This is a genomic window from Priestia sp. MDV22-iso46 (assembly GCF_058629175.1).
Genome location: NZ_JBZVWT010000003.1, coordinates 321,446 through 340,521, shown reverse-complemented (window position 1 = coordinate 340,521; position 19,076 = coordinate 321,446). Strand labels below are relative to the sequence as shown.

General features: G+C 38.2%; 24 protein-coding genes and 1 pseudogene. 8 read left to right on the top strand and 17 right to left on the bottom strand.

What is annotated here, in order from left to right; genetic code table 11:
- Positions 1-138 precede the first annotated feature (138 nt).
- The 4 genes from AC4NPH_RS19045 to AC4NPH_RS19030 all read left to right on the top strand — a co-directional run bounded on the left by AC4NPH_RS19045 (position 139) and on the right by AC4NPH_RS19030 (position 4,626).
- Positions 139-831, top strand: coding sequence for a response regulator transcription factor (locus tag AC4NPH_RS19045; protein ID WP_013058026.1), 693 nt, complete (start codon positions 139-141; stop codon positions 829-831).
- Positions 824-1,828 carry a sensor histidine kinase gene (locus AC4NPH_RS19040; protein WP_013058027.1) on the top strand — a complete coding sequence of 335 codons (1,005 nt, stop codon included), beginning with the start codon at positions 824-826 and terminating at the stop codon, positions 1,826-1,828. Before AC4NPH_RS19045 ends, AC4NPH_RS19040 begins: the two co-directional genes overlap by 8 nt.
- A gap of 100 nt (positions 1,829-1,928) precedes the next feature.
- On the top strand, positions 1,929-2,690 hold the full coding sequence (locus tag AC4NPH_RS19035) for an ABC transporter ATP-binding protein (protein WP_029323043.1): 762 nt from the start codon (positions 1,929-1,931) through the stop codon (positions 2,688-2,690).
- On the top strand, positions 2,680-4,626 hold the full coding sequence (locus tag AC4NPH_RS19030) for an ABC transporter permease (RefSeq protein WP_097812244.1): 1,947 nt from the start codon (positions 2,680-2,682) through the stop codon (positions 4,624-4,626). Before AC4NPH_RS19035 ends, AC4NPH_RS19030 begins: the two co-directional genes overlap by 11 nt.
- Before the next feature lie 48 nt (positions 4,627-4,674).
- Here AC4NPH_RS19030 and AC4NPH_RS19025 read toward each other — a convergent pair whose 3' ends face one another.
- The 3 genes from AC4NPH_RS19025 to AC4NPH_RS19015 form a co-directional block, all read right to left on the bottom strand.
- Positions 4,675-5,289 carry a GNAT family N-acetyltransferase gene (locus tag AC4NPH_RS19025; protein WP_097812245.1) on the bottom strand — a complete coding sequence of 205 codons (615 nt, stop codon included), beginning with the start codon at positions 5,287-5,289 and terminating at the stop codon, positions 4,675-4,677.
- 105 nt (positions 5,290-5,394) lie between these two features.
- A complete protein-coding gene (locus AC4NPH_RS19020) occupies positions 5,395-5,997 on the bottom strand; it encodes a dienelactone hydrolase family protein (RefSeq protein WP_097812246.1) in 603 nt (200 codons plus the stop codon).
- A 5-nt stretch (positions 5,998-6,002) separates the two neighbouring features.
- Positions 6,003-7,205 (bottom strand): aminotransferase-like domain-containing protein, encoded by a 1,203-nt coding sequence (locus tag AC4NPH_RS19015; RefSeq protein ID WP_013058032.1) that lies wholly within the window; start codon positions 7,203-7,205, stop codon positions 6,003-6,005.
- A gap of 486 nt (positions 7,206-7,691) precedes the next feature.
- Between AC4NPH_RS19015 and AC4NPH_RS19010 the strand changes: the two genes are divergently transcribed.
- The 3 genes from AC4NPH_RS19010 to AC4NPH_RS19000 all read left to right on the top strand — a co-directional run bounded on the left by AC4NPH_RS19010 (position 7,692) and on the right by AC4NPH_RS19000 (position 8,829).
- Positions 7,692-8,018, top strand: coding sequence for a PadR family transcriptional regulator (locus tag AC4NPH_RS19010; RefSeq protein WP_053487510.1), 327 nt, complete (start codon positions 7,692-7,694; stop codon positions 8,016-8,018).
- Positions 8,015-8,557: a DUF2812 domain-containing protein gene (locus AC4NPH_RS19005; RefSeq protein WP_097812247.1), complete on the top strand. Its 543-nt coding sequence runs from the start codon at positions 8,015-8,017 to the stop codon at positions 8,555-8,557. Before AC4NPH_RS19010 ends, AC4NPH_RS19005 begins: the two co-directional genes overlap by 4 nt.
- A gap of 95 nt (positions 8,558-8,652) precedes the next feature.
- Entirely contained in the window at positions 8,653-8,829 is a 177-nt protein-coding gene (locus AC4NPH_RS19000) for a hypothetical protein (protein ID WP_165592324.1), read from the top strand.
- Positions 8,830-8,857: 28 nt separating this feature from the next.
- Here AC4NPH_RS19000 and AC4NPH_RS18995 read toward each other — a convergent pair whose 3' ends face one another.
- From AC4NPH_RS18995 to AC4NPH_RS18940, 12 genes and pseudogenes are all read right to left on the bottom strand, one after another.
- A complete protein-coding gene (locus tag AC4NPH_RS18995) occupies positions 8,858-9,634 on the bottom strand; it encodes a sulfite exporter TauE/SafE family protein (RefSeq protein ID WP_097812248.1) in 777 nt (258 codons plus the stop codon).
- Positions 9,635-9,704: 70 nt separating this feature from the next.
- Positions 9,705-9,929, bottom strand: a complete 225-nt coding sequence (locus tag AC4NPH_RS18990; protein WP_055992054.1) for a sulfurtransferase TusA family protein — start codon at positions 9,927-9,929, stop codon at positions 9,705-9,707.
- Positions 9,930-9,964: 35 nt separating this feature from the next.
- Positions 9,965-11,092 (bottom strand): MBL fold metallo-hydrolase, encoded by a 1,128-nt coding sequence (locus AC4NPH_RS18985; RefSeq protein ID WP_491938853.1) that lies wholly within the window; start codon positions 11,090-11,092, stop codon positions 9,965-9,967.
- Between the two features lie 62 nt (positions 11,093-11,154).
- Complete coding sequence (locus tag AC4NPH_RS18980; RefSeq protein WP_097812250.1) at positions 11,155-11,706, bottom strand: sulfurtransferase TusA family protein; 552 nt, start codon at positions 11,704-11,706, stop codon at positions 11,155-11,157.
- A gap of 55 nt (positions 11,707-11,761) precedes the next feature.
- Positions 11,762-11,914 (bottom strand): annotated as a pseudogene (locus tag AC4NPH_RS18975) (rhodanese-like domain-containing protein); the annotation flags it as partial.
- Complete coding sequence (locus AC4NPH_RS18970) at positions 11,899-12,381, bottom strand: DsrE/DsrF/DrsH-like family protein (RefSeq protein WP_013058040.1); 483 nt, start codon at positions 12,379-12,381, stop codon at positions 11,899-11,901. The gene AC4NPH_RS18970 and the pseudogene AC4NPH_RS18975, both read right to left, overlap by 16 nt.
- A gap of 47 nt (positions 12,382-12,428) precedes the next feature.
- Entirely contained in the window at positions 12,429-12,656 is a 228-nt protein-coding gene (locus AC4NPH_RS18965; RefSeq protein ID WP_053487514.1) for a sulfurtransferase TusA family protein, read from the bottom strand.
- A 91-nt stretch (positions 12,657-12,747) separates the two neighbouring features.
- Positions 12,748-13,008, bottom strand: coding sequence for a metal-sensitive transcriptional regulator (locus tag AC4NPH_RS18960; RefSeq protein ID WP_013058042.1), 261 nt, complete (start codon positions 13,006-13,008; stop codon positions 12,748-12,750).
- Positions 12,998-13,363 carry a hypothetical protein gene (locus AC4NPH_RS18955; protein ID WP_041816586.1) on the bottom strand — a complete coding sequence of 122 codons (366 nt, stop codon included), beginning with the start codon at positions 13,361-13,363 and terminating at the stop codon, positions 12,998-13,000. The genes AC4NPH_RS18960 and AC4NPH_RS18955 overlap by 11 nt, the downstream gene beginning before the upstream one ends.
- Positions 13,364-13,706: 343 nt before the next feature.
- Entirely contained in the window at positions 13,707-14,024 is a 318-nt protein-coding gene (locus AC4NPH_RS18950; RefSeq protein WP_013058044.1) for a hypothetical protein, read from the bottom strand.
- Positions 14,025-14,271: 247 nt separating this feature from the next.
- Positions 14,272-15,051, bottom strand: coding sequence for an enoyl-ACP reductase FabI (fabI, locus tag AC4NPH_RS18945; RefSeq protein ID WP_097812251.1), 780 nt, complete (start codon positions 15,049-15,051; stop codon positions 14,272-14,274).
- A gap of 130 nt (positions 15,052-15,181) precedes the next feature.
- Positions 15,182-16,054 carry a LysR family transcriptional regulator gene (locus AC4NPH_RS18940; RefSeq protein WP_013058046.1) on the bottom strand — a complete coding sequence of 291 codons (873 nt, stop codon included), beginning with the start codon at positions 16,052-16,054 and terminating at the stop codon, positions 15,182-15,184.
- Between the two features lie 114 nt (positions 16,055-16,168).
- Between AC4NPH_RS18940 and AC4NPH_RS18935 the strand changes: the two genes are divergently transcribed.
- Entirely contained in the window at positions 16,169-17,062 is an 894-nt protein-coding gene (locus AC4NPH_RS18935; RefSeq protein ID WP_013058047.1) for a DMT family transporter, read from the top strand.
- A 682-nt stretch (positions 17,063-17,744) separates the two neighbouring features.
- On the opposite strand, the gene AC4NPH_RS18930 is transcribed toward AC4NPH_RS18935, so the two are convergent.
- Together AC4NPH_RS18930 and AC4NPH_RS18925 are read right to left on the bottom strand one after the other, a co-directional pair.
- Entirely contained in the window at positions 17,745-18,236 is a 492-nt protein-coding gene (locus AC4NPH_RS18930) for a GNAT family N-acetyltransferase (RefSeq protein WP_013058048.1), read from the bottom strand.
- Between the two features lie 123 nt (positions 18,237-18,359).
- Positions 18,360-19,070, bottom strand: coding sequence for a GntR family transcriptional regulator (locus tag AC4NPH_RS18925; RefSeq protein ID WP_013058049.1), 711 nt, complete (start codon positions 19,068-19,070; stop codon positions 18,360-18,362).
- Positions 19,071-19,076 lie beyond the last annotated feature (6 nt).

The window sequence follows — 19,076 nt, the reverse complement described above, 5'->3', positions numbered from 1 at the left end:
TATGTTTATAAACTATGCTCGTCGAAAGCTATTCTTTCACATTTTATAAAGAACGCCGGTGAATCTACTATCACATATGGTAAATAAAAGGATATTGCTATAAAATAAGTATAAAAACAGAAAGCGTGGTACGTGTTATTGTTTAAACTTCTTTTAATTGAAGACGATGTAACGCTGTTTAACGAACTGAAAGAGCGGTTGGAGCAATGGTCTTATGATGTTTACGGCATCCGTGATTTCAGTAACGTTATGCAGGAGTTTAGCGAGGTAAAACCTGATTTGGTTATTATGGATATTCAGCTGCCGAAGTATGACGGATTTCACTGGTGCAGAATGATTCGTTCTCATTCGAAAATCCCTATCATCTTCCTATCTTCACGTGATCATCCTTCTGATATGGTAATGTCTATGCAGTTTGGAGCAGACGACTTTGTGCAAAAGCCGTTTCATTTTGATGTGCTTGTAGCAAAAATACAAGCCCTTCTCCGCCGCGTGTATAATTACAGCGTTGAGCAAGTAAACCTTCTTTCGTGGCAAGGCGCAACGATTGATTACGAAAAAAATAAAGTATCAACCGAATCTACAGCTATTGATTTAACCAAAAATGAAATCTTTATTTTAAAATGCTTAATACATAAAAAGAATACGATTGTAAGCCGAGATGAACTGATTAATAGTTTGTGGGAAGATAAACGATTTATCAGTGACAACACGCTGACGGTAAACGTCAATCGCCTGCGAAAAAAATTGGATGAAATTGGACTGGGAACTTTTATTGAAACAAAAGTCGGCCAAGGCTACGTAGCCATTGAAGAGGAACGCTATGATTAAACTCTTTATTCGCGAGCGTCTAAGCTGGATTCTTTTCTTTTTTATCATACATTTTTTCATGCTATTTATCGCGTATATTGATGAATCTATTCCTCTGTCTTCGATTCTCTATATCGTGTTTTTATCATCGATTATCTTTCTTATTTTCTGCGTCTTCCGCTATCACAAAGAAACGAAATTTTATCAAAAGCTAAAAGATGAAGAAGACTTCTTTGATTCTTCTACTTTTTCTCATCCGCTGCGTCCTTTTGAAAAGATTGTTCAGCGAAATCTGATGCAACAATTAGAACAAGCGAAAAAAGATGGCGTGCAAACTCAGCTGCATGTGACGCAGGAAAAAGATGAACTGTTAGCTTGGATTCACGAAATTAAAACGCCGTTAACTGCAATGCATTTAATAATTGAACGCTTAGAAAATCGAGAAGTTAAAGCAAACTTGACGTTCGAGTGGCTCCGTATTCACTTTTTACTTGATCAACAGCTGCATCAAAAGCGCATTTTCTTTATCGAAAATGATATGTATATTGAACATCTGGATTTAGAGTCCCTTATTTTCACTGAAATCAAAACGCTGCAAGCTTGGTGCATGCAAAAAAATATTGGGTTTGATGTGGACCTACAGGCAGAACGTGTACTGTGTGACGCAAAGTGGCTTTCGTTTATTATGAGACAGCTATTAACAAACGCAGTCAAGTACAGTGAAGAATCTGATGTGATGATTAGAAGCTACGAGCACCATGGTCAAGTATACATCGAGGTAAAAGATAACGGACGGGGCATTTCTCCTCAAGATATGCCGCGCATTTTTGAGAAAGGTTTCACCTCAACTACGCAGCATGAAGACAGCCGTGCCACTGGCATGGGTCTGTATCTAGCTCAAAAAGCTGCCCACGCTCTTTCGATTCACATTGGCGTGCAGTCTGCTCTTAATGAAGGCACAACGTTTACACTTGCCTTTCCTAAATCAAATGATTTTGTGGATATGAAAAGCATGTGACAAAAATGTCACATGCTTTCGTTATTTGTTCGGTGAATCAAAGGAAAAGCTAAAGCCCTTTTTCTATAATAAACGTATCAGATTAAAGGAGTGAATACATATGAACATATTAGAAGCAACTAATATTCATAAAAGCTACGGAAATAAATTTAATAGACAAGAAGTATTAAAAGGCGTAGATATTACCATTATGAAAGGAGAATTTGTAGGAATTATGGGCGCTTCAGGCTCAGGAAAGACGACGCTTCTGAACGTGCTTTCCTCCATTGATAAAATCAACGGAGGAACCATCAAAATTGAAGGAAACGAAATTAGCAGAATGAAAGAAAAGCAGTTAGCAAACTTCCGAAAAACACATTTAGGCTTTATTTTTCAAGACTATAACTTGCTCGATACGCTGACAGTGAAAGAAAATATCCTCTTGCCTCTTTCCGTTGCGAAAACTCCTTCAGCAGTAGCTCACAAAAAATTTGACGCGCTAGCCAAACAGCTCGGCATCTATGAGCTGAAAGACAAATATCCAAGTGAAATTTCCGGGGGACAAAAACAGCGTACCTCCGCTGCAAGAGCCTTTATTCATGAGCCAAGCATGATTTTTGCTGACGAACCAACCGGTGCACTTGATTCAAAAGCGGCAAGCGATTTGTTAAACAAACTGACCGAGCTTAATGACAAAAGAAGCGCAAGTATTGTGATGGTAACGCATGACCCAGTGGCAGCCAGCTACTGCAGCAAAGTCATTTTTATAAAAGACGGACAAATTTATACGCAGCTGTACAAAGGCGATCAAACGCAAAAAGCCTTTTTTGACGATATTATGAAAACTCAAGGCGTGCTAGGCGGAGTTCAACATGAACATTAATCAGCTGATTTTTCGAAACTTCAAAAAGAATGTAAAAAACTATTATTTATACGTTTTTGCGCTGATGTTCAGCGCAGCTTTATATTTTGCTTTTGTAACGCTGCAGTATGATCCGGCTCTTGATGCAACCAAAGGTTCCATTAAAGGAGGCGCAGCGGTTCGAGCGGCTTCCGTTTTACTTGTAGCCATCGTTTCTATCTTTCTATTATATGCAAACACGATATTCATCAAACGACGCAGCAAAGAAATTGGCTTATTTCAGCTAATTGGCATGACCAAAACAAGAATTTTCCGTATTTTGACCGTTGAAAATTTTATGCTGTATTTTGCCTCACTGATTGTCGGCATTTTAATTGGGTTTTCGTTTTCAAAAGCGGTCATTATGATTTTGTTTAAAATCACCGATACAAAAGGCATTGCCAAGCTTCATTTTTCTGAAGAAGCCTTGATTCAAACGCTGATTGTGTTCGGCGCTATCTATTTGCTGATTATGACGATGAACTACCTTTTTATTAAAAGACAAACTATTTTAGCTTTATTCCGAGTCACTTCATCGACAGAAGGCAAACTAAAAAAAATCAGTATAGCTGAAATTATTATTGGGATTCTCGGCATTACCTTTATCGCTTCAGGCTATTACATTTCCGCCAAATTATTTGACGGCTCTTTTACCAGCATGAATGCTTTAGCAATCGCAATGATATCTATTTTGGCTTCAGTTATCATAGGTACTTACTTGTTTTATAAAGGCTCGGTTCGATTTTTATTAAATCTTATGCGAAAAAGCAAAAAAGGCTATTTGTCAATTAACGATGTATTATCTCTTTCTTCGATTATGTTTCGAATGAAATCAAACGCGTTATTACTAACGGTTATTACAACCGTATCCGCTCTTGCTATCGGTTTTTTATGTTTGAGCTACATTTCCTATTACTCTGCTGAAAAGTCGGCTGGAGACTATGTACCTAACGATTTTGCTATCAATAATTCAAAAGACGCCGCTTCGTTTAAAGCCGCGCTGGATCGAAAGAAAATAGCATATACGGAAAAAAAGATCGACGTCATCCAAGTAAAAGCAAACGTAAAAAACATCTTAGAAAATGATTTGGAAAGCCCGATGGTGGATTCGTCCGCTATGACGATTCCAATGATCAGTGAAAAATCAGTTAATGGCATAAATCTAGCTCAAAACGAAACCTTGTTTACCGGCTATAATAATATGCTTCAAAAAACAATGGCCTTTAAAGATTCGGGGCGTATTGAGCTAAAAGGAAAGCAAAAAGTAATTCCACAAAAGTTTGTAGGATTAAACCGAAAGTTTCTTCTACCTATTTATTTTACAGGCGGCGGTTTGCCTACTGCGATTGTAGACGATCACGTATTTAATGAGCTAAAAAAGGATGCGGACCCCTCTATTCAAAAAGAATCTTCTGTCTACACTGGAATAGACATATCAAATGAAGATAACTTACCAAAAGCAAATGAGCTTTTCGGAGAGATAAAATTTAGCGATGATAGCTTAAATAACTCGCGTATAGAAATGGCAGTGAGTCAAAAACAAAATATGGGCCTAATCATGTTCATTGTTGCTTTTTTAGGACTGGCATTTCTAATTACATCAGGCTGCATTCTTTATTTTAAACAAATGGACGAAAGTGAAGATGAAAAGCCAAACTATACCATTCTTAGAAAGCTCGGCTTCACAGAAAAAGATTTATTGAAAGGCATTAAAATAAAGCAGCTCTTTAACTTCGGCATCCCATTAGTCATCGGCTTACTTCACAGTTATTTTGCCGTGCAATCCGGCTGGTTCTTGTTTGGAACAGAGGTTTGGACACCAATGATTATTGTCATGATTGTCTATACTGCACTCTACTCTATTTTTGGTATTTTATCTGTTCTTTACTATAAAAAAATTATTAAAGAAGCTCTTTAAAGATAAAAAGCACAAGCTATAGCTTGTGCTTTTTATCTTTAAATGCCATTAATTGCTGGCATTTTCTTTATTTCCCTGACTGGCTGCATGTAAAAAACCTTCTAGTCGCTTTTTGACAAACGGCCATTCGTCGTCAATTATACTGAAGATAACCGAATCTCGTACGTATCCATCAGGTAAAACCATATGTTTTCTGCTGATGCCTTCCTGCATGGCACCCAAGCGTTTAATAGCCTTTCTAGACCGATTGTTTCGTACATCCGTTTTGAATTGAACGCGGTGAAGCTTCAGCTCTTCAAAACAGTATTTTAATAATAAATACTTACACTCCGTATTAACTCGCGTTCGCCACACGGATGGATGATACCACGTCCACCCTATTTCTACGCTTTTGTTAGGAAGCGATATATCTAAAAATCTCGTGCTTCCTACAATCGAATGTGACTCTATATCAAATACAGCAAAAGGAAGCTCTCTTCCTTCTTGCTTGGCTATTAAAGCACTTTTGATCAGCTGTTTTATATCATTTAGACTATGAACTTTCACCGGGAGGTGCTCCCAAATTTCTTTCGGTTTTGCAGCTTCATAGAGTCCTTGCTCATGCATTTTTTCAAGCGGCACTAGCTTTACCGCTGTTCCTACAAGTTCAACTGACTTTAGCATAATCTCGCTCCTTTTCGATACGTCTAAAGAAAATGTTAATACATGTATACGCACTGAAAAAGGGTCAGTTTCTACTTATTGTAAGGTATCACTTTCAGTATAACCCTAGTTATCAGCTAAGTTTTTTTCGAGAAAATCACTTATGGTTTGGAAGGCTTGGTCTGCTGATTCTTTATTAAAGGTTTTTGAAAAAGGATTCATAAACCCATGAAATCCATAAAACTTTTTGATTTTCAAAAGCGGCTCTCTTTTTTGCTCTAATGAGTTTATTAAAGAGTCTACATCAAATGTTTGCTCTTCAGCAGGAAAAATAAGAAGAGTTGGACACACAGGACGTCTATTTATATAGTCTCTAATACGCGATCCGTAACAGCCTATCACAAAGTCACACAAATTGTTTTCACTACATAGCCACGATATTGTGGCTCCTACACTGAAGCCTATAACTCCTACTTCTTCATATTCCTGTTTTAGTTGAATTAACATGTTAGTAATTTGTCTTGAACCCTCATCAATACCAATGTTTTGAACAAAGTTTTGATAAGCCATTCGTTCTTCTTCATAGCTATAAGGAGCGTCTTTAGATAATAAGTTAGGACAGATAATATCTGCCTCTAACTTAGACAATTTCTCTTTCATAAACTTCATATGATTGTTCACACCGTATATTTCATGAATCAATAATATTGCTTTATTTGATTTTTCCATTCTTTTTATAAAACAGTCGTTTCCCTTGTCAATTCACGATGCAATACGTCTCCCATGCGCTTCATGCCTTCAACGATTTGTTCAGCAGACATATTAGAATAATTCAAGCGCAGCGCATTGTTTCTTGTTCCGTTTGGAAAGAAAGGAGTTCCCGGAACACAGGCTACGTTGTTTTTTAGACATTCTGAAAAGATATGCGCTGAATCAATTCCTTGGGGCAGTTCCACCCAAATAAACAATCCGCCTTCTGGCTTACTGTAAGACAAATTCTCCGGGAAAAATTCTTCGATGCACGATAACATTTGGGTACATCTCTCTTTGTATACGGCTTTAATTTTTTGAATGTGCTCTTCGATATCATAAAGCTCCATGTACTTAGCCGTTACGCGCTGAGCAAAGCTGTCCGTATGCAAGTCAGCCACTTGCTTAAACGCTACGTACTTATCAATAAAAGCTTCATCTGCACACACCCAGCCGATCCGAAGACCCGGTGCAAAGATTTTAGAAAATGTGCTGATATAAATAACTCTGCCTTCTGTATCAAAATGCTTAACTGGCGGCAGCGTTTCTCCTGCAAATCGAACGCCTCCGTACGGATTATCTTCTACAATTAGAACGTCGTATGCGTTCGCAAGCTCGATCATTCGCTGACGTCTTTCTCGCGTTAATGTGCGCCCTGTAGGGTTTTGAAAATCTGGAATTGTATAGATAAATTTCGCATGCGGATTTTCCTGAAGCTTTTTCTCTAGCTCTTCCATGATCATTCCGTCTTCGTCCATGTCCACTTCTACAAACGTTGCATTATAAGATTTAAAGACGTTAATGGCTGCTAGATACGTTGGACTTTCACAGATTACCACGTCTCCGTCATTAAGAAACAGTCTTCCGGTAAGATCGATTGCCTGCTGAGATCCGGACGTAATTAAAATGTTCGAAACCGTGGACTCAATGCCGATGTCCTGCATTCGTTTAGAAATTGCTTCTCGTAAAGGAATATACCCCTCTGTTGTACTATATTGAAGCGAAGCGGCTCCGTCTTCATTTAATACGGCGCGGCACGCATCGTTCATTGCTTCAACGGGAAATAGCTCCGGCGCTGGAAGTCCTCCTGCAAATGAAATCACTTCTGGTCGTTCCGTTACTTTTAAAATTTCGCGTGTTTCAGAGGATTTTACAAGACTAGCTCGTTGGGCAAATTTATCTTTCATTGATGATCATTCCTTTTCTAGATTTTAAACTTTTAATGACAGGTTAATTATTCGAATAGTCAGAAAAATTAAAGCGGAAGCCTTGGAAGCTGCCTTTTTAATAGACAACTAGCATCTGCTTGCTCTCTGACTCTTCATTTCTTCTTGATGCCACGTTCTCCTTTCGGTACATATTTTTCTCATTCACTATTTGTAATACAAATCAAAGGTCGTACGATAATTATGGCCTTGTATTTAATGTATGTTAAAAAGGATAACATAAAAATCAAATAAATAAACAATAAATTCTATAAATTCTTAATTTTTTATGCAAATATATTTATCTCAGTAAACTATTTTGTAAGATTCCTTCCCTTTTATACTCGTTAAATCGCTTCATGAGGCAATCATAAACCTAAAATTTAACATTTTCTATTGACTGTTTATATCATTAAATGATATATATTAATTAACGATATATCGTTTAATGATATAAGGAGGTTGAATATGCCGCGAAACGATTCATTAGAGACAGGGGAACTTACTGACACGTCCTACTACATCTTAGTGTCCCTCATAGAAGCAAAACACGGGTATCTTATTATGAAAACCATTGAAGACATGACCAATCAACAGTTTTCGATTGGACCTGCATCCATGTACACCACGATTAAAAAGCTTCTTGCAGCTGAGTTAATTTCGCTTTTTAGCGAAAGCAAAGACAAAAAGAAAACGTATGTTGCAACGGAAAAAGGAATTCAGTTTTTAAAAAAAGAAATTCAGCGCCGTAAAGAAATGATTAAACACGCTGAAGATGCTTTAGGAGGTTTATAAATGAAAAAGACAAAATACATAATGAGCGGCGGAACGGCTTTTGCAGAGCAAGAAGATTTACAAAAGCTCAGCGACTATGCGAAAAAAGGCTGGCTCTTAGATCGTTTTGCATTTTTGGGATATACCTTAAAAAAGGAGAGCCTCAAGACCTTCAATATTCACTGGATTTTCAGGAAAATGCAGATGATGAATATTTTCTGCTTTTTAAAGATGCTGGATGGCAGCACGTTTGTTCAGAGGGGAATGCCATGCATATTTTCAGCGCACCTCCGGGAACAAAACCTATCTATTCCGATATAGAGACCATTATTGACAGATACAAACGAGAAAAGCATTTCGTAGGGAAAGCAGCGCTATCTATTCTTGCCGCTATGGTGTTTCTTCTGCTTCTTGACGTTATGAGCTTATACGGCTGGCTTCCGGAAGCATTAGGTACAATAAGCGAGATTTTATTAGCGATTTCAACAGTAATTTTAGTATTTCCAGGACTTCCTTACCTTGCGTATCAGCGTAAGCTAAAAAAGCTTAGTAACACCTAAAGAGATTCCCTTTTCATTGACCTTCCGTATAAAACACTTTATAATCCTTATTAACTCGATAAGATTTAAAGGTTTTAATACAGGAGTGATAAGAAGTGAAATGGCTTCATTTGCTGTTTAATGAACGATGCCCTAAATGCAAGCAAGTGTTAAATACATCAAAATCCAATGCGCTTCGCTCTACTGTTGTGAAAGTATGTCCGTCTAACCACTATCAAAAAGAATTTCATCCTGCGCTTGAAACGTTTGTGGAAAGTGATGAAGTACTATAAAAAAAGCTATGGGAATCCATAGCTTTTTTTATAGCAGCCCCCACCAAATCTTAATTGCCGTTGCTAAAATTAAACCGGCAAGGATCCACTGAAGCAATTTTGTATTCATTTTCTGCCCCACTTTTGCACCGATTGGAGAGGCAATTAGGCTTGCAGCAACTAAAATAAGTGCAGGTATAAATGGGACTTGATGCGTTATCAGCTTTCCAACCGTCGAACCAATGGAAGAAATAAAGGTAACGGCTAGTGAAGTTGCGATAGTAATTCGAGTTGGAATTTTAAGTACCACGAGCATCACAGGAACTAAAATAAAGGCTCCTCCTGCTCCTAACACGCCTGCTACGGCTCCGATAAGCAGTGATAAAATAGAAGCTAATCCTTTATTGAATTGAAGTTCGCCTTCTTTTATCTCATCTAAATTTTTCTTTGGAATAAACATCATAATAACCGCAATAAGAGCTAAAGCTCCATATACAACATTTAATCCTTGTTCACTCATATAATGTGAGCTGTAGCTTCCAAGCATGCTGCCGATTAGAATATTGCTGCCCATATATAAAATTAATGATTTGTTTAAAAATCCGCTTTTTCGATACGCCCATACGCCGCCTATTGTCGCAAAGAACACTTGAACAGCTCCTGCACCTGAGACTAGATGAGCCGTTAATGCTCCTACTCCTACTAATGGAGGAATATATAACAGCATCGGATAATTAATAACAGACCCGCCAATACCGACCATACCGGAAATAAACGACCCAATAAATCCAATAAGAAAAAGCGTGATGATAAATGTAAGATCCATCTATAGTCGCTCCGTTTCATATAAGGAAAGGGTACCTTTTACAAGAGATACCCTTTTCGTCCATTATTTCTTATCCTTTTTTAATCCAAAACTTAAAAACGTCGCCTTCTTCTGTATGAAGAAGCTCGTGACCGCCAGATTTTGCCCAGGCTGCAAGATCGTTTTTTGCCCCTTTATCCGTTGCATGAATTTCTAACACTTGACCTGCTTCAAGTTCATTCATTGCTTTTTTTGTTTTAACAATCGGCATTGGACATGCCAGCCCTTTTGCATCTAGTATTTTAGTTGATTCCATTTCTCTCTCTCCTTTGTTTGAGTTGAATTTTTTACTTAGCGAATCGCACAGCGGTTTGGTCCAATTTCCATTTCACGCTGTTTTTCTTCATCTGGACTTACTTTTCCCATATTAGTTTCACGGATTTCTTGATATGCATTTGGCTGCGGCGGTAAATTATCTGTTACTAAGTGTCTGAACTCTGCTTCGTCTTCAATATTTAATCCATGATTTTCAGCAAACAAAGTACCTAACTTTTCAGCCACGCTGCCGTTGTCATTTAGCTCATCAATAATCATAAAATGAGCTGGCAATACGATTAACTCATCTGATAATGCTTTATAGCGTGTATAAAGCGTCTCGCGCAGATCGCCTACCCAGTCTTCAGCCATACCTGTTAAATCATGACGTCCAATTGAATCGATGAACAAAATATCACCTGAAAGCAAGTATTGATCGTCTACGATAAAAGAAGTTGATCCAATCGTATGACCCGGTGAATAAAGAGGCTGAATCGTAATCATTGTGTTACCAATCACGACATCACTGCCTTCTTCTAACGCCTTGTAGTCAAAAATCACTTCTTCTGCATCTTTTGGAGGCAGCCAGTAAGCTGCATTTGTTGCTTCAGCAATAACTCTTCCTCCTGAAATGTGATCTGCATGAAGGTGAGTATCAAACACATGCTTAATTGTGACACCAAGTTCTTTGGCAAAGTTAATATACACATCCGCCATACGCGTCGCATCAATAATAGCAGCTTCACCGTTCGATACGATCATATAAGATAAGCATCCTTTACCGATACGAACAAACTGATAGATCTCTCCGCCGTCTTTTAAATCTCCGACTTTAACAGGCTCTAAATATTCACTCCACGCTTTCATACCGCCTTTAAGGTACGATACGGTAAGACCCGCTTCTGAAAGCATGTCAGCTACCATCACCGATGAACCTTCTTTGGCACAGACAACTAACACTGCTTTATCAGAAGGAATTTTTTCTAAGATTTCTTCTACTCCGTCTAAAAGATCGAAGTATGGAACATTTAAATGCTGAAATTGATGACCTTCAATTTTCCAATCGCTAAAATCACTTTCATTACGAACGTCCAAGATAAATAGCGGTTCTTTATTAATAATTTTAGATGTAACTTCTTTTGCAGTAAGAACATGTACTGTCATATTAAAATACCTCCTTAGGTATATAAAACATCAAAATTTTTTAATTCACTATGATTCATTGGTTATTCTACTTTACCTGTCCAGTCACGCATACCAGGAACCACGTTAACTAAGTGTTTAAATCCTTGCTTTTTCAACGTTTGCCCTGCCATTTCACTTCGTCTTCCAGAGTGGCAAATAATATAAATTTCATTCTCTTTATTTAGCTCATTCGAACGTTTTTCTACTTCACCAAGCGGAATATGAACTACGCCTGGAATATGAGCTTCATCGTATTCTTCTACTTCACGAACGTCTAAAATATGAAGATGTTCTTCATTCTCTACTTTTTTCGCAAATTCTTCTAATGAAATTTCAGGAATGGGCGTTATGTTTTCTTCGGCACCGCCTTTACGAAGAAAGTGGTGAAGAACGTCACCTTCTGTCTCGGTACCTAAATACTCATGACCTGTGCTTTTTGCCCACGCTTGTAAGTCAGCCGTAGAGCCTTTATCCGTTGCTTGAATTTCTAGTACTTGATCTGCTTCTAATTCATTCATTTTCTTCTTTGTTCTTACGATTGGCATTGGACACGCTAGTCCTTTTGCATCTAATGCGAAGTTTGCTTGCATCATTTCTTTTTCCTCCTTGCTTCAAATACTAGTAGGGGTATATTTTTCTCTAAAAAAATTAGACCGTTTCCCCTTTCCACTCCATCATTCCGCCGGTCATATTCGTTACACTGTAGCCTTGCTGCTCAAGAAAACGAGCTGCCATTCCGCTTCTGCCTCCAGAACGACAGACGACAATGTAGTTCTTTGATTTGTCTAAATGAATAAGTTTACGTTTCCGTCTTCTGCATCGGCTAAATACGCCGCTACGCCCGCATATTCAATATTATCTAGCAGCTCTTTTTCCTGTAATCCTAGAAGATCCATCGTCATCGTACAAGCTACTAGCTTCACATCTTGTTCTTGCGCCATTTCAATAAGCTGCGGCAAGGTTAGAGCATTATGCTTTTTCATTACGTTTTTAATCATTTTAGGTCCCATACCTGCAAAGTTCATTTTAGATAAGCCCATTTTATCCGCACCGCGCGGCATCATTTTGCCGAACATCTTTTCTAAAAATCCTTTTTTCACGGGTACCATTTCTTCTTTACGCAGCGCATTTAATCCCCAAAACGTATGGAATATCGTCACTTCATGATCATAAGCAGCCGCTCCGTTGGCAATAATATAAGCTGCCATTGCTTTATCATAATCCCCGCTAAATAATACAATCGTTGTTCGTTTCTTTTGTTCAGTCATGTTGCCCCTCCTATTACCCTATGGGGTATATTTAATTCTAAAAAAAATTAGCCTTTTTGAATGTAAAAGATAAATGTGCTGCCTTCTTCTTTAAAATCAATAAGCTCGTGTCCTGTTGATTTTGCCCACGCTGTCAAATCACTTTTAGCACCTTTATCTGTCGTTTGCACTTCTAATACTTGACCTGTTGTTAAAGTATCCATTGCCTTTTTTGTTTTTACGATTGGCATTGGACATGCTAATCCTTTTGCATCTAATACATGATCACTTTTCATAGTGTTTATCTCTCCTTTTTATATACATATACCCGTAAGGGTATATTATACTAAATAATTATATTCGTCAACTTTAATAAAGTGATGACAATTAGCGGCTTTTTACTAATAACTGTACAGCTTCTTGCACTAGCCCTGCCGTTGGCTCTCCTTGCTGAAGGCTCTCTCTGACGCACTGTTCAAGATTGCTGCTCACAATGACTCCCATTGTGCGATCAATAGCACTTCTTGCAGCGGATAATTGAGTCACGACGTCTCGGCAGTCTTTTTCTTGCTCCATCATGCTGAGCACACCTTTTAGCTGCCCTTCAATTCGGCGCAGGCGATTTTTCACTTGTTGGTTATACTCCATAATCGAATACCCCTTTCTTTCCTTTACTTTTACACTTACACGCTGCTAACTCATAGCTGCGCACTTGAAAACCTCTTTTTCGTAAGAACCTTACGCCTACATTTAATTCCACTCTATCTCCGGCAATTAGATGAACGCTGCCCTGTGGAATTTCTGAATAAAAGCGTTTAAGGTAAGCATACGGAATAACTAACCCCTTAGAATCATGAACTTCATGGTAATGGCGAATATCTACAACCGTTCGCCCAAGTTCTTTCCCTTCAGATTCACGCATGCACTGTATCCCTTTAACAGGATAATAACGTCTGTATGCAATAAATAAAATAGCAAGCAACAACACTGCTATATAGAGCATAACAATCACCGCCTTGCTATCGATTTGATGTTGTTTACAAGACTTATATTATACCCCTATAGGTATATTGTCAAGCGAGAAAATTATATTTAATTTTGCTTATTTACATGGATGCTTTACTACGAACTAACCCACTTTATACAGCTTAGAAATCATGAATGTTTTCTTTAACCTGCTTTATTTGTGTACCCCCTCCCCTATAGAACAAACATACTTTTCCATTTTCATGCACCACGCGGGCTCGTCTATAGCACTAAAAAATAAGCTGACTGCGCCATTCACCATCTGCGCACAAAAAGTCCAGTTCCTAAGGAGAACTGGACCTTTTATGTTAAAAAGCTGATTAGCTTTGATGATAAATATTATGCCATTGATTCCATGAACTGTGTGGATGCTGCTGGTGCCATTGATTCCAAGGCACATATGGATTTTGCTGGTGCCACTGATGCCACGTGCCGTGCGGATACTGATGATGCCACTGATGCCAAGGTGTGTATGGATGTTGTTGATGCCATTGATTCCATGTGCCGTGCGGATACTGTTTGTGCCACTGCTCCCAAGGTACGTGGGGATGTTGCTGATGCCATTGATTCCACGTGCCGTGCGGATGCTGTTTGTGCCATTGTTCCCATGGAACATAATGCTGCTGTCCTTGATGCATGTTTCTTCAACTCCTTTTCCTTTGCCACATCATATGTTCATTCTTTGATTTAGAGCTTATCTTTTCTTAAATATGGGCGTTTTGATTTCTTATGTATTCATATTGACAGTTATAAAAAAAGTACGCTTTACAGCTATATAGTTCAATTGTGAATAAAAAGAACTGATCATTTTAATAGAGTAAAAGGCATTAAATTTCTGAACTTGGCACAAAAAAACACCTTCTCATTTAAGAAGGTGTCTAGGAATTAACCTACAATATTGTAACCAGCGTCTACGTGTACGATTTCTCCCGTTACGCCGCGTGAAAGGTGGCTCAGTAATACAACCGTCATGTCGCCAACTTCTGCTTGCGTTACGTTACGCTTAAGAGGTGCTTTTTCTTCAACATGGTGAAGAATTTGGTTAAAGTCAGAAATGCCTTTCGCTGCAAGTGTACGAATTGGGCCTGCTGAAATCGCATTTACGCGGATATTGTCTTTCCCTAAGTCTAATGCTAAGTATTTTACTGAAGACTCAAGCGCTGCTTTTGCTACGCCCATTACGTTATAGCCTTCAACTGCACGTTCTGCACCAAGGTAGCTCATTGCTACAAGAGAACCGCCTTCTGTCATAAGAGGTTTTGCTGCTTTTGCTACCGCGATAAATGAATACGCGCTTGTATCTTGAGCAAATGCATATCCGCTTCTTGATGTATTGATGAACTCACCGTTTAAATCTTCTGAGTGAGCAAACGCAACAGAGTGAATCACTCCGTGAACTGTGCCTGCTTCTTCTCCGATTTTCTTGAACGCTGCTTCAATGCTTTCATCGCTGTTCACGTCACATTCAGCAATTAGTGATGCTTGAATTTCATTTTTTTCTAGCAGCTTGTTCAATTTTCCTAGTGAACGTTCTTTACGGTATGTAAAAATTAAGTTTGCTCCTACTTGATGAAGGGCTTTTGCAACACCCCAAGCAATACTTCTGTCGTTGGCAACTCCCATAATAACAAAGTTCTTGTTCTTTAATTGTAATAAATCTTCCATATTATCCTCCAAAAAAAATTAGTCATCAATGATGACTAATAGGTAATTGTATAGCTTTATTATAGCACAAAGATGCGCTTAGTTCCTAAGAGTCTTATAAATTAACCGATTTTGCTCTATAAATAATCTCCTACTTATCCGAATCCTGCAGCCATGCTTGCGTTGTTTCAGCAAATTTTTTGGCTGCAGGTGAAAGATGATAACGAGTAGCTAGACCAATTGAACGGTAGCTGTCTACTTGAAACGGAATCGCACGCAGCTCCTGCGGGATCGAATCCAAAAGCATTTCAGGTAAAATGCTAATTCCTAAGTGATGCGTAACCATCGATAAAATAGCACTTTCATCCATTAATTCAAAACGGATGTCAGGCTGAATGCCATGTTCTTCAAACAATTGCTTAATATCATGATAACCGCCGTACGTCGGCATAATAAACGGTTCTTTCTCTAAATCTTCAAAAGAAACGGTTTTCTGATGATATAGAGCACTTTGATCCGATACGACACACAGAAGCCGGTCTTTTTTTAAAGAAATAATATGAAATTGACTTGAATGCGTAATGTTAATAAAACCGCAGTCTATTTCTCCGCTTAGCAGCCACTGTTCAATTTCAAGGTAGTCGCCTTCTTTGAGCTGAATTTGAATCTCAGGGTAGTTTTTTTCCATCAGCCGAATAATTTCAGGAAGCCATTTGGTCGACACGCTTTTAAAAATACCGATTTTAATCGTTCCTTTTGCAAGACCTAACAGACTGGCTGCTTCTTGATGAACTTTTTCATTTTCTTGCAGCACTTTCCGAATGGCAAGAAGCATCGTTTCGCCTTCTGTTGTTAAGGTAATACCTGATCTGTTTCGATTCACAAGCAGAAATCCAAATTCCGATTCAAGATTTGTAATGGCATGACTGACCGCTGACTGCGTGAGCGCCAGCGCATCTGCCGCTTTTGTAAAGCTTTTCACTTCCGCTACTTTATTTAATATTTCATATTTTACTAAGCTCATTTTCTCCCTCCTCAACATGAATTTAATTCACGTTCATCATTATAAAGATTCATTTTATTAATATCAAATTCCTTTGTATACTGTGAGTATATTATAAACAATGGAGGATTGAACGTGAGTTACCGCACGCGAGCAAATATGATGATGATTGGGGTAAACGTATTTTGGGGCATGTCGTACGTGTTTATGAAAATGGGGCTGAGTTCGCTCGGGTCATTTACTATTATTGCACTTAGATGTTTGATTGCTTTTTTTATTGCCGGACTCTTTTTCTATAAGCCTTTACGACAAATCACACGCAAAACAATTGGATCATCAGCTATTTTAGGCTTTTTACTGTTTTCCGTTTTTTCATTTGTCACGTTTGGCGTCAGCATGACGTCTGCTTCAAATGCCGGATTTCTTGTCAGTTTAACGGTCATTTTTGTTCCATTGCTTAACTGCTTTTTAGTGAAGAAGCTTCCTTCTTGGCCGATTGGGCTTGGCGTTATCACTACCCTAACTGGTATAGGTGTTTTAACTTTAAAGCACTCCTTTCATATGAATGCTGGTGATTTACTTTGCATTGGAACGGCGCTATGTTATGCCATTCATATCACGCTAACCGGCACGTTTACGAAAAACGAAAACCCAATTGCTCTCGGCATTTTACAGCTAGGGTTTGCTGGATTATTTGCACTGACTTGCAGCTTTTTATTTGAACACCCTAGCATCCCAACTACTTTATCATCATGGATTGCAATATTAGGTCTTGGCGTTCTTTGCAGCGCGATTGGATTCATTTGTCAAGCTATTGCGCAGCGCTATACAACTCCTACTCACACAGGACTTATTTTTGCAACAGAGCCTATTTTTGCTGCGCTGTTTGCCGTTCTCTTTTTGCATGAGCTGTTTACGCTTAAAGAACTGATTGGTTCTGTTATTGTGGTTGCGGGGATTTTAATTGCTCAGTTAGACAATTTCCTACTTAAAAAAAGAGTTCATTATCAAGAGACATTGCCAAAGTAAAAGCCGCTAGATTCGTTGACCTAGCGGCTTTTGTCATTAAGCTAAGGTATAAGCTTTCTTTTAGCAGTTCCAACGCCTATATCCACTTTTCTTTTAATAGATGCTAGTATTTTTCAAACTATATTGCTATTCTAGATAAAAAAGTACGTCTAGCAGAACGACTGTGAAGCTTATTAAACAAATACTTGCAACTATTGCTTCATCGATATGCGGCGGTGCAGTTTGCATCGAAATATTTGAATTAAATTCCCTTGGCTATACCGGTATACTAGACTATCTATCGATTTTGCTTATTGGTGTGTATCTTACGACTCCATTCATCATTATAGTAGGCATCCCCTGTTCAATAGCTATAACAAGCATCATGAAATACATAAATTCACTTAAGATATTAATTGAACTAATTCTATATCTTCTTTTCGGTATCGTTGGAGCACTCGCCGTATTAACTTTATTTTTGCTAAGCGACGGGATATCCGCTTTTAGTCTCTTCCCGCGAATCCTCATTGTAACGTTGAGCTGTTCATTACCGTTTGGGTTATCATCCATCCTTATAAACAGGCTATATAAAAAGACGATCTAATATGCATAGACCGTCTTTTTTATATGTTTTGCTACAAACACAGCTCTCATATCTACCGTTCATTACAATAACCGATATGATTTTGCACAAAGGCTTAGCTTATACCTTATATGTATAAAACTTTTTATCTACGTTCATCACGGGGAAATTCTTAGGCAGCTTTTCTTTCTCTATATGTTGAAACCCATTTTTCTCATAAAATCGATGAGCAGCTTTATATTGTAATGTGGTTCCTAGATATATTCTTTCCACTTCCTGCTCTTTTACCCACGCGATGGCTGTATGCAATAACCGGTGAGCTGTTTTGAAGTTTGCTCCTCTATAAGGCTTTGCTACAAACATTTTCCGCAGCGCTACTTGACGGCTGCCAATGTCTATTAAAGCTACGCTTCCTACTACTTTTTCGTCGCAAACAGCAACCCAGAAGTTTCCATTCCCCTGTTGATAAAAGCTTTCGATTTCAAACAAATCAGGCTGATCTTTTTCCGTTATTGGAATTTGGTATTCTTGCTGCTGAATATGAAGAATTAAATCCACTACTTGCTGTTGATACTTGCTCGTATATGGCTGAATAATGATACTTTCACTCAAAACCTCCACCGCCCCGAATAAGTTTACTCCACTTTATTTTTAATTAACTTTAATAATGCACAACTTATGTTAACTACAAAACCAATCATAGCACCTGCAAGAATTGAGAGACGGACACTTTTTTTATAAAACGTGACTCGTTGCTTGTAAAAAGAACTGAGACTGTTCGTAGTTATACGTTACTTTTGAAAAATCAAACGGCTGGCCGTTAGCTAAGTGAAAGAGTGTTTCAATAAATAATTTAGGATCTCCTTCTTTTAATCCTAGGTACTTCGCTTCCTCTCCGTTCAGCTTGCCGACGTGAAGATATAGATCAGAAAACCCGATTTTTAAGCCAAGTCCTTCTTTAATGTAATGAAAAATAGACTGAGAAACAATTTCGTTATTCAAGTACGTAACGATGGATTTATTATAAAACGATTCTTCTAGACAAAGCGTCTGGCCGTTAATATACCGTACTCTTTTTACATAATAGACGTCACTATTTTCTTCTATGTTTAAATTTAACGCGGCTTCTTGCGTCGGCTTTCGTACATCTAACTCAATCACTTCCGACGTTAACTGAAAATCTTCAAGTTCACTCGTAAATCCTTGATTGGAAAGCAAGCCAATATAGCCTGTTCGTTTATGGCGACGGACAAAAATGCCGCTTCCTCTCACTTGAAAAACAACGCCTTTTTTCTCTAGCAGATCTAAGGCTTTTGTTACGGTACTTTTGCTTGCTTTAAACTGCGCCATCAGCGTTTCTAATACCGGCAGCTTTTCTCCTTGTTGAAGCTTGTGTTCTTCAATATAGGTTTCAATTTCAATTGCAATTTGTTGGTATTTAATCATAGCTAT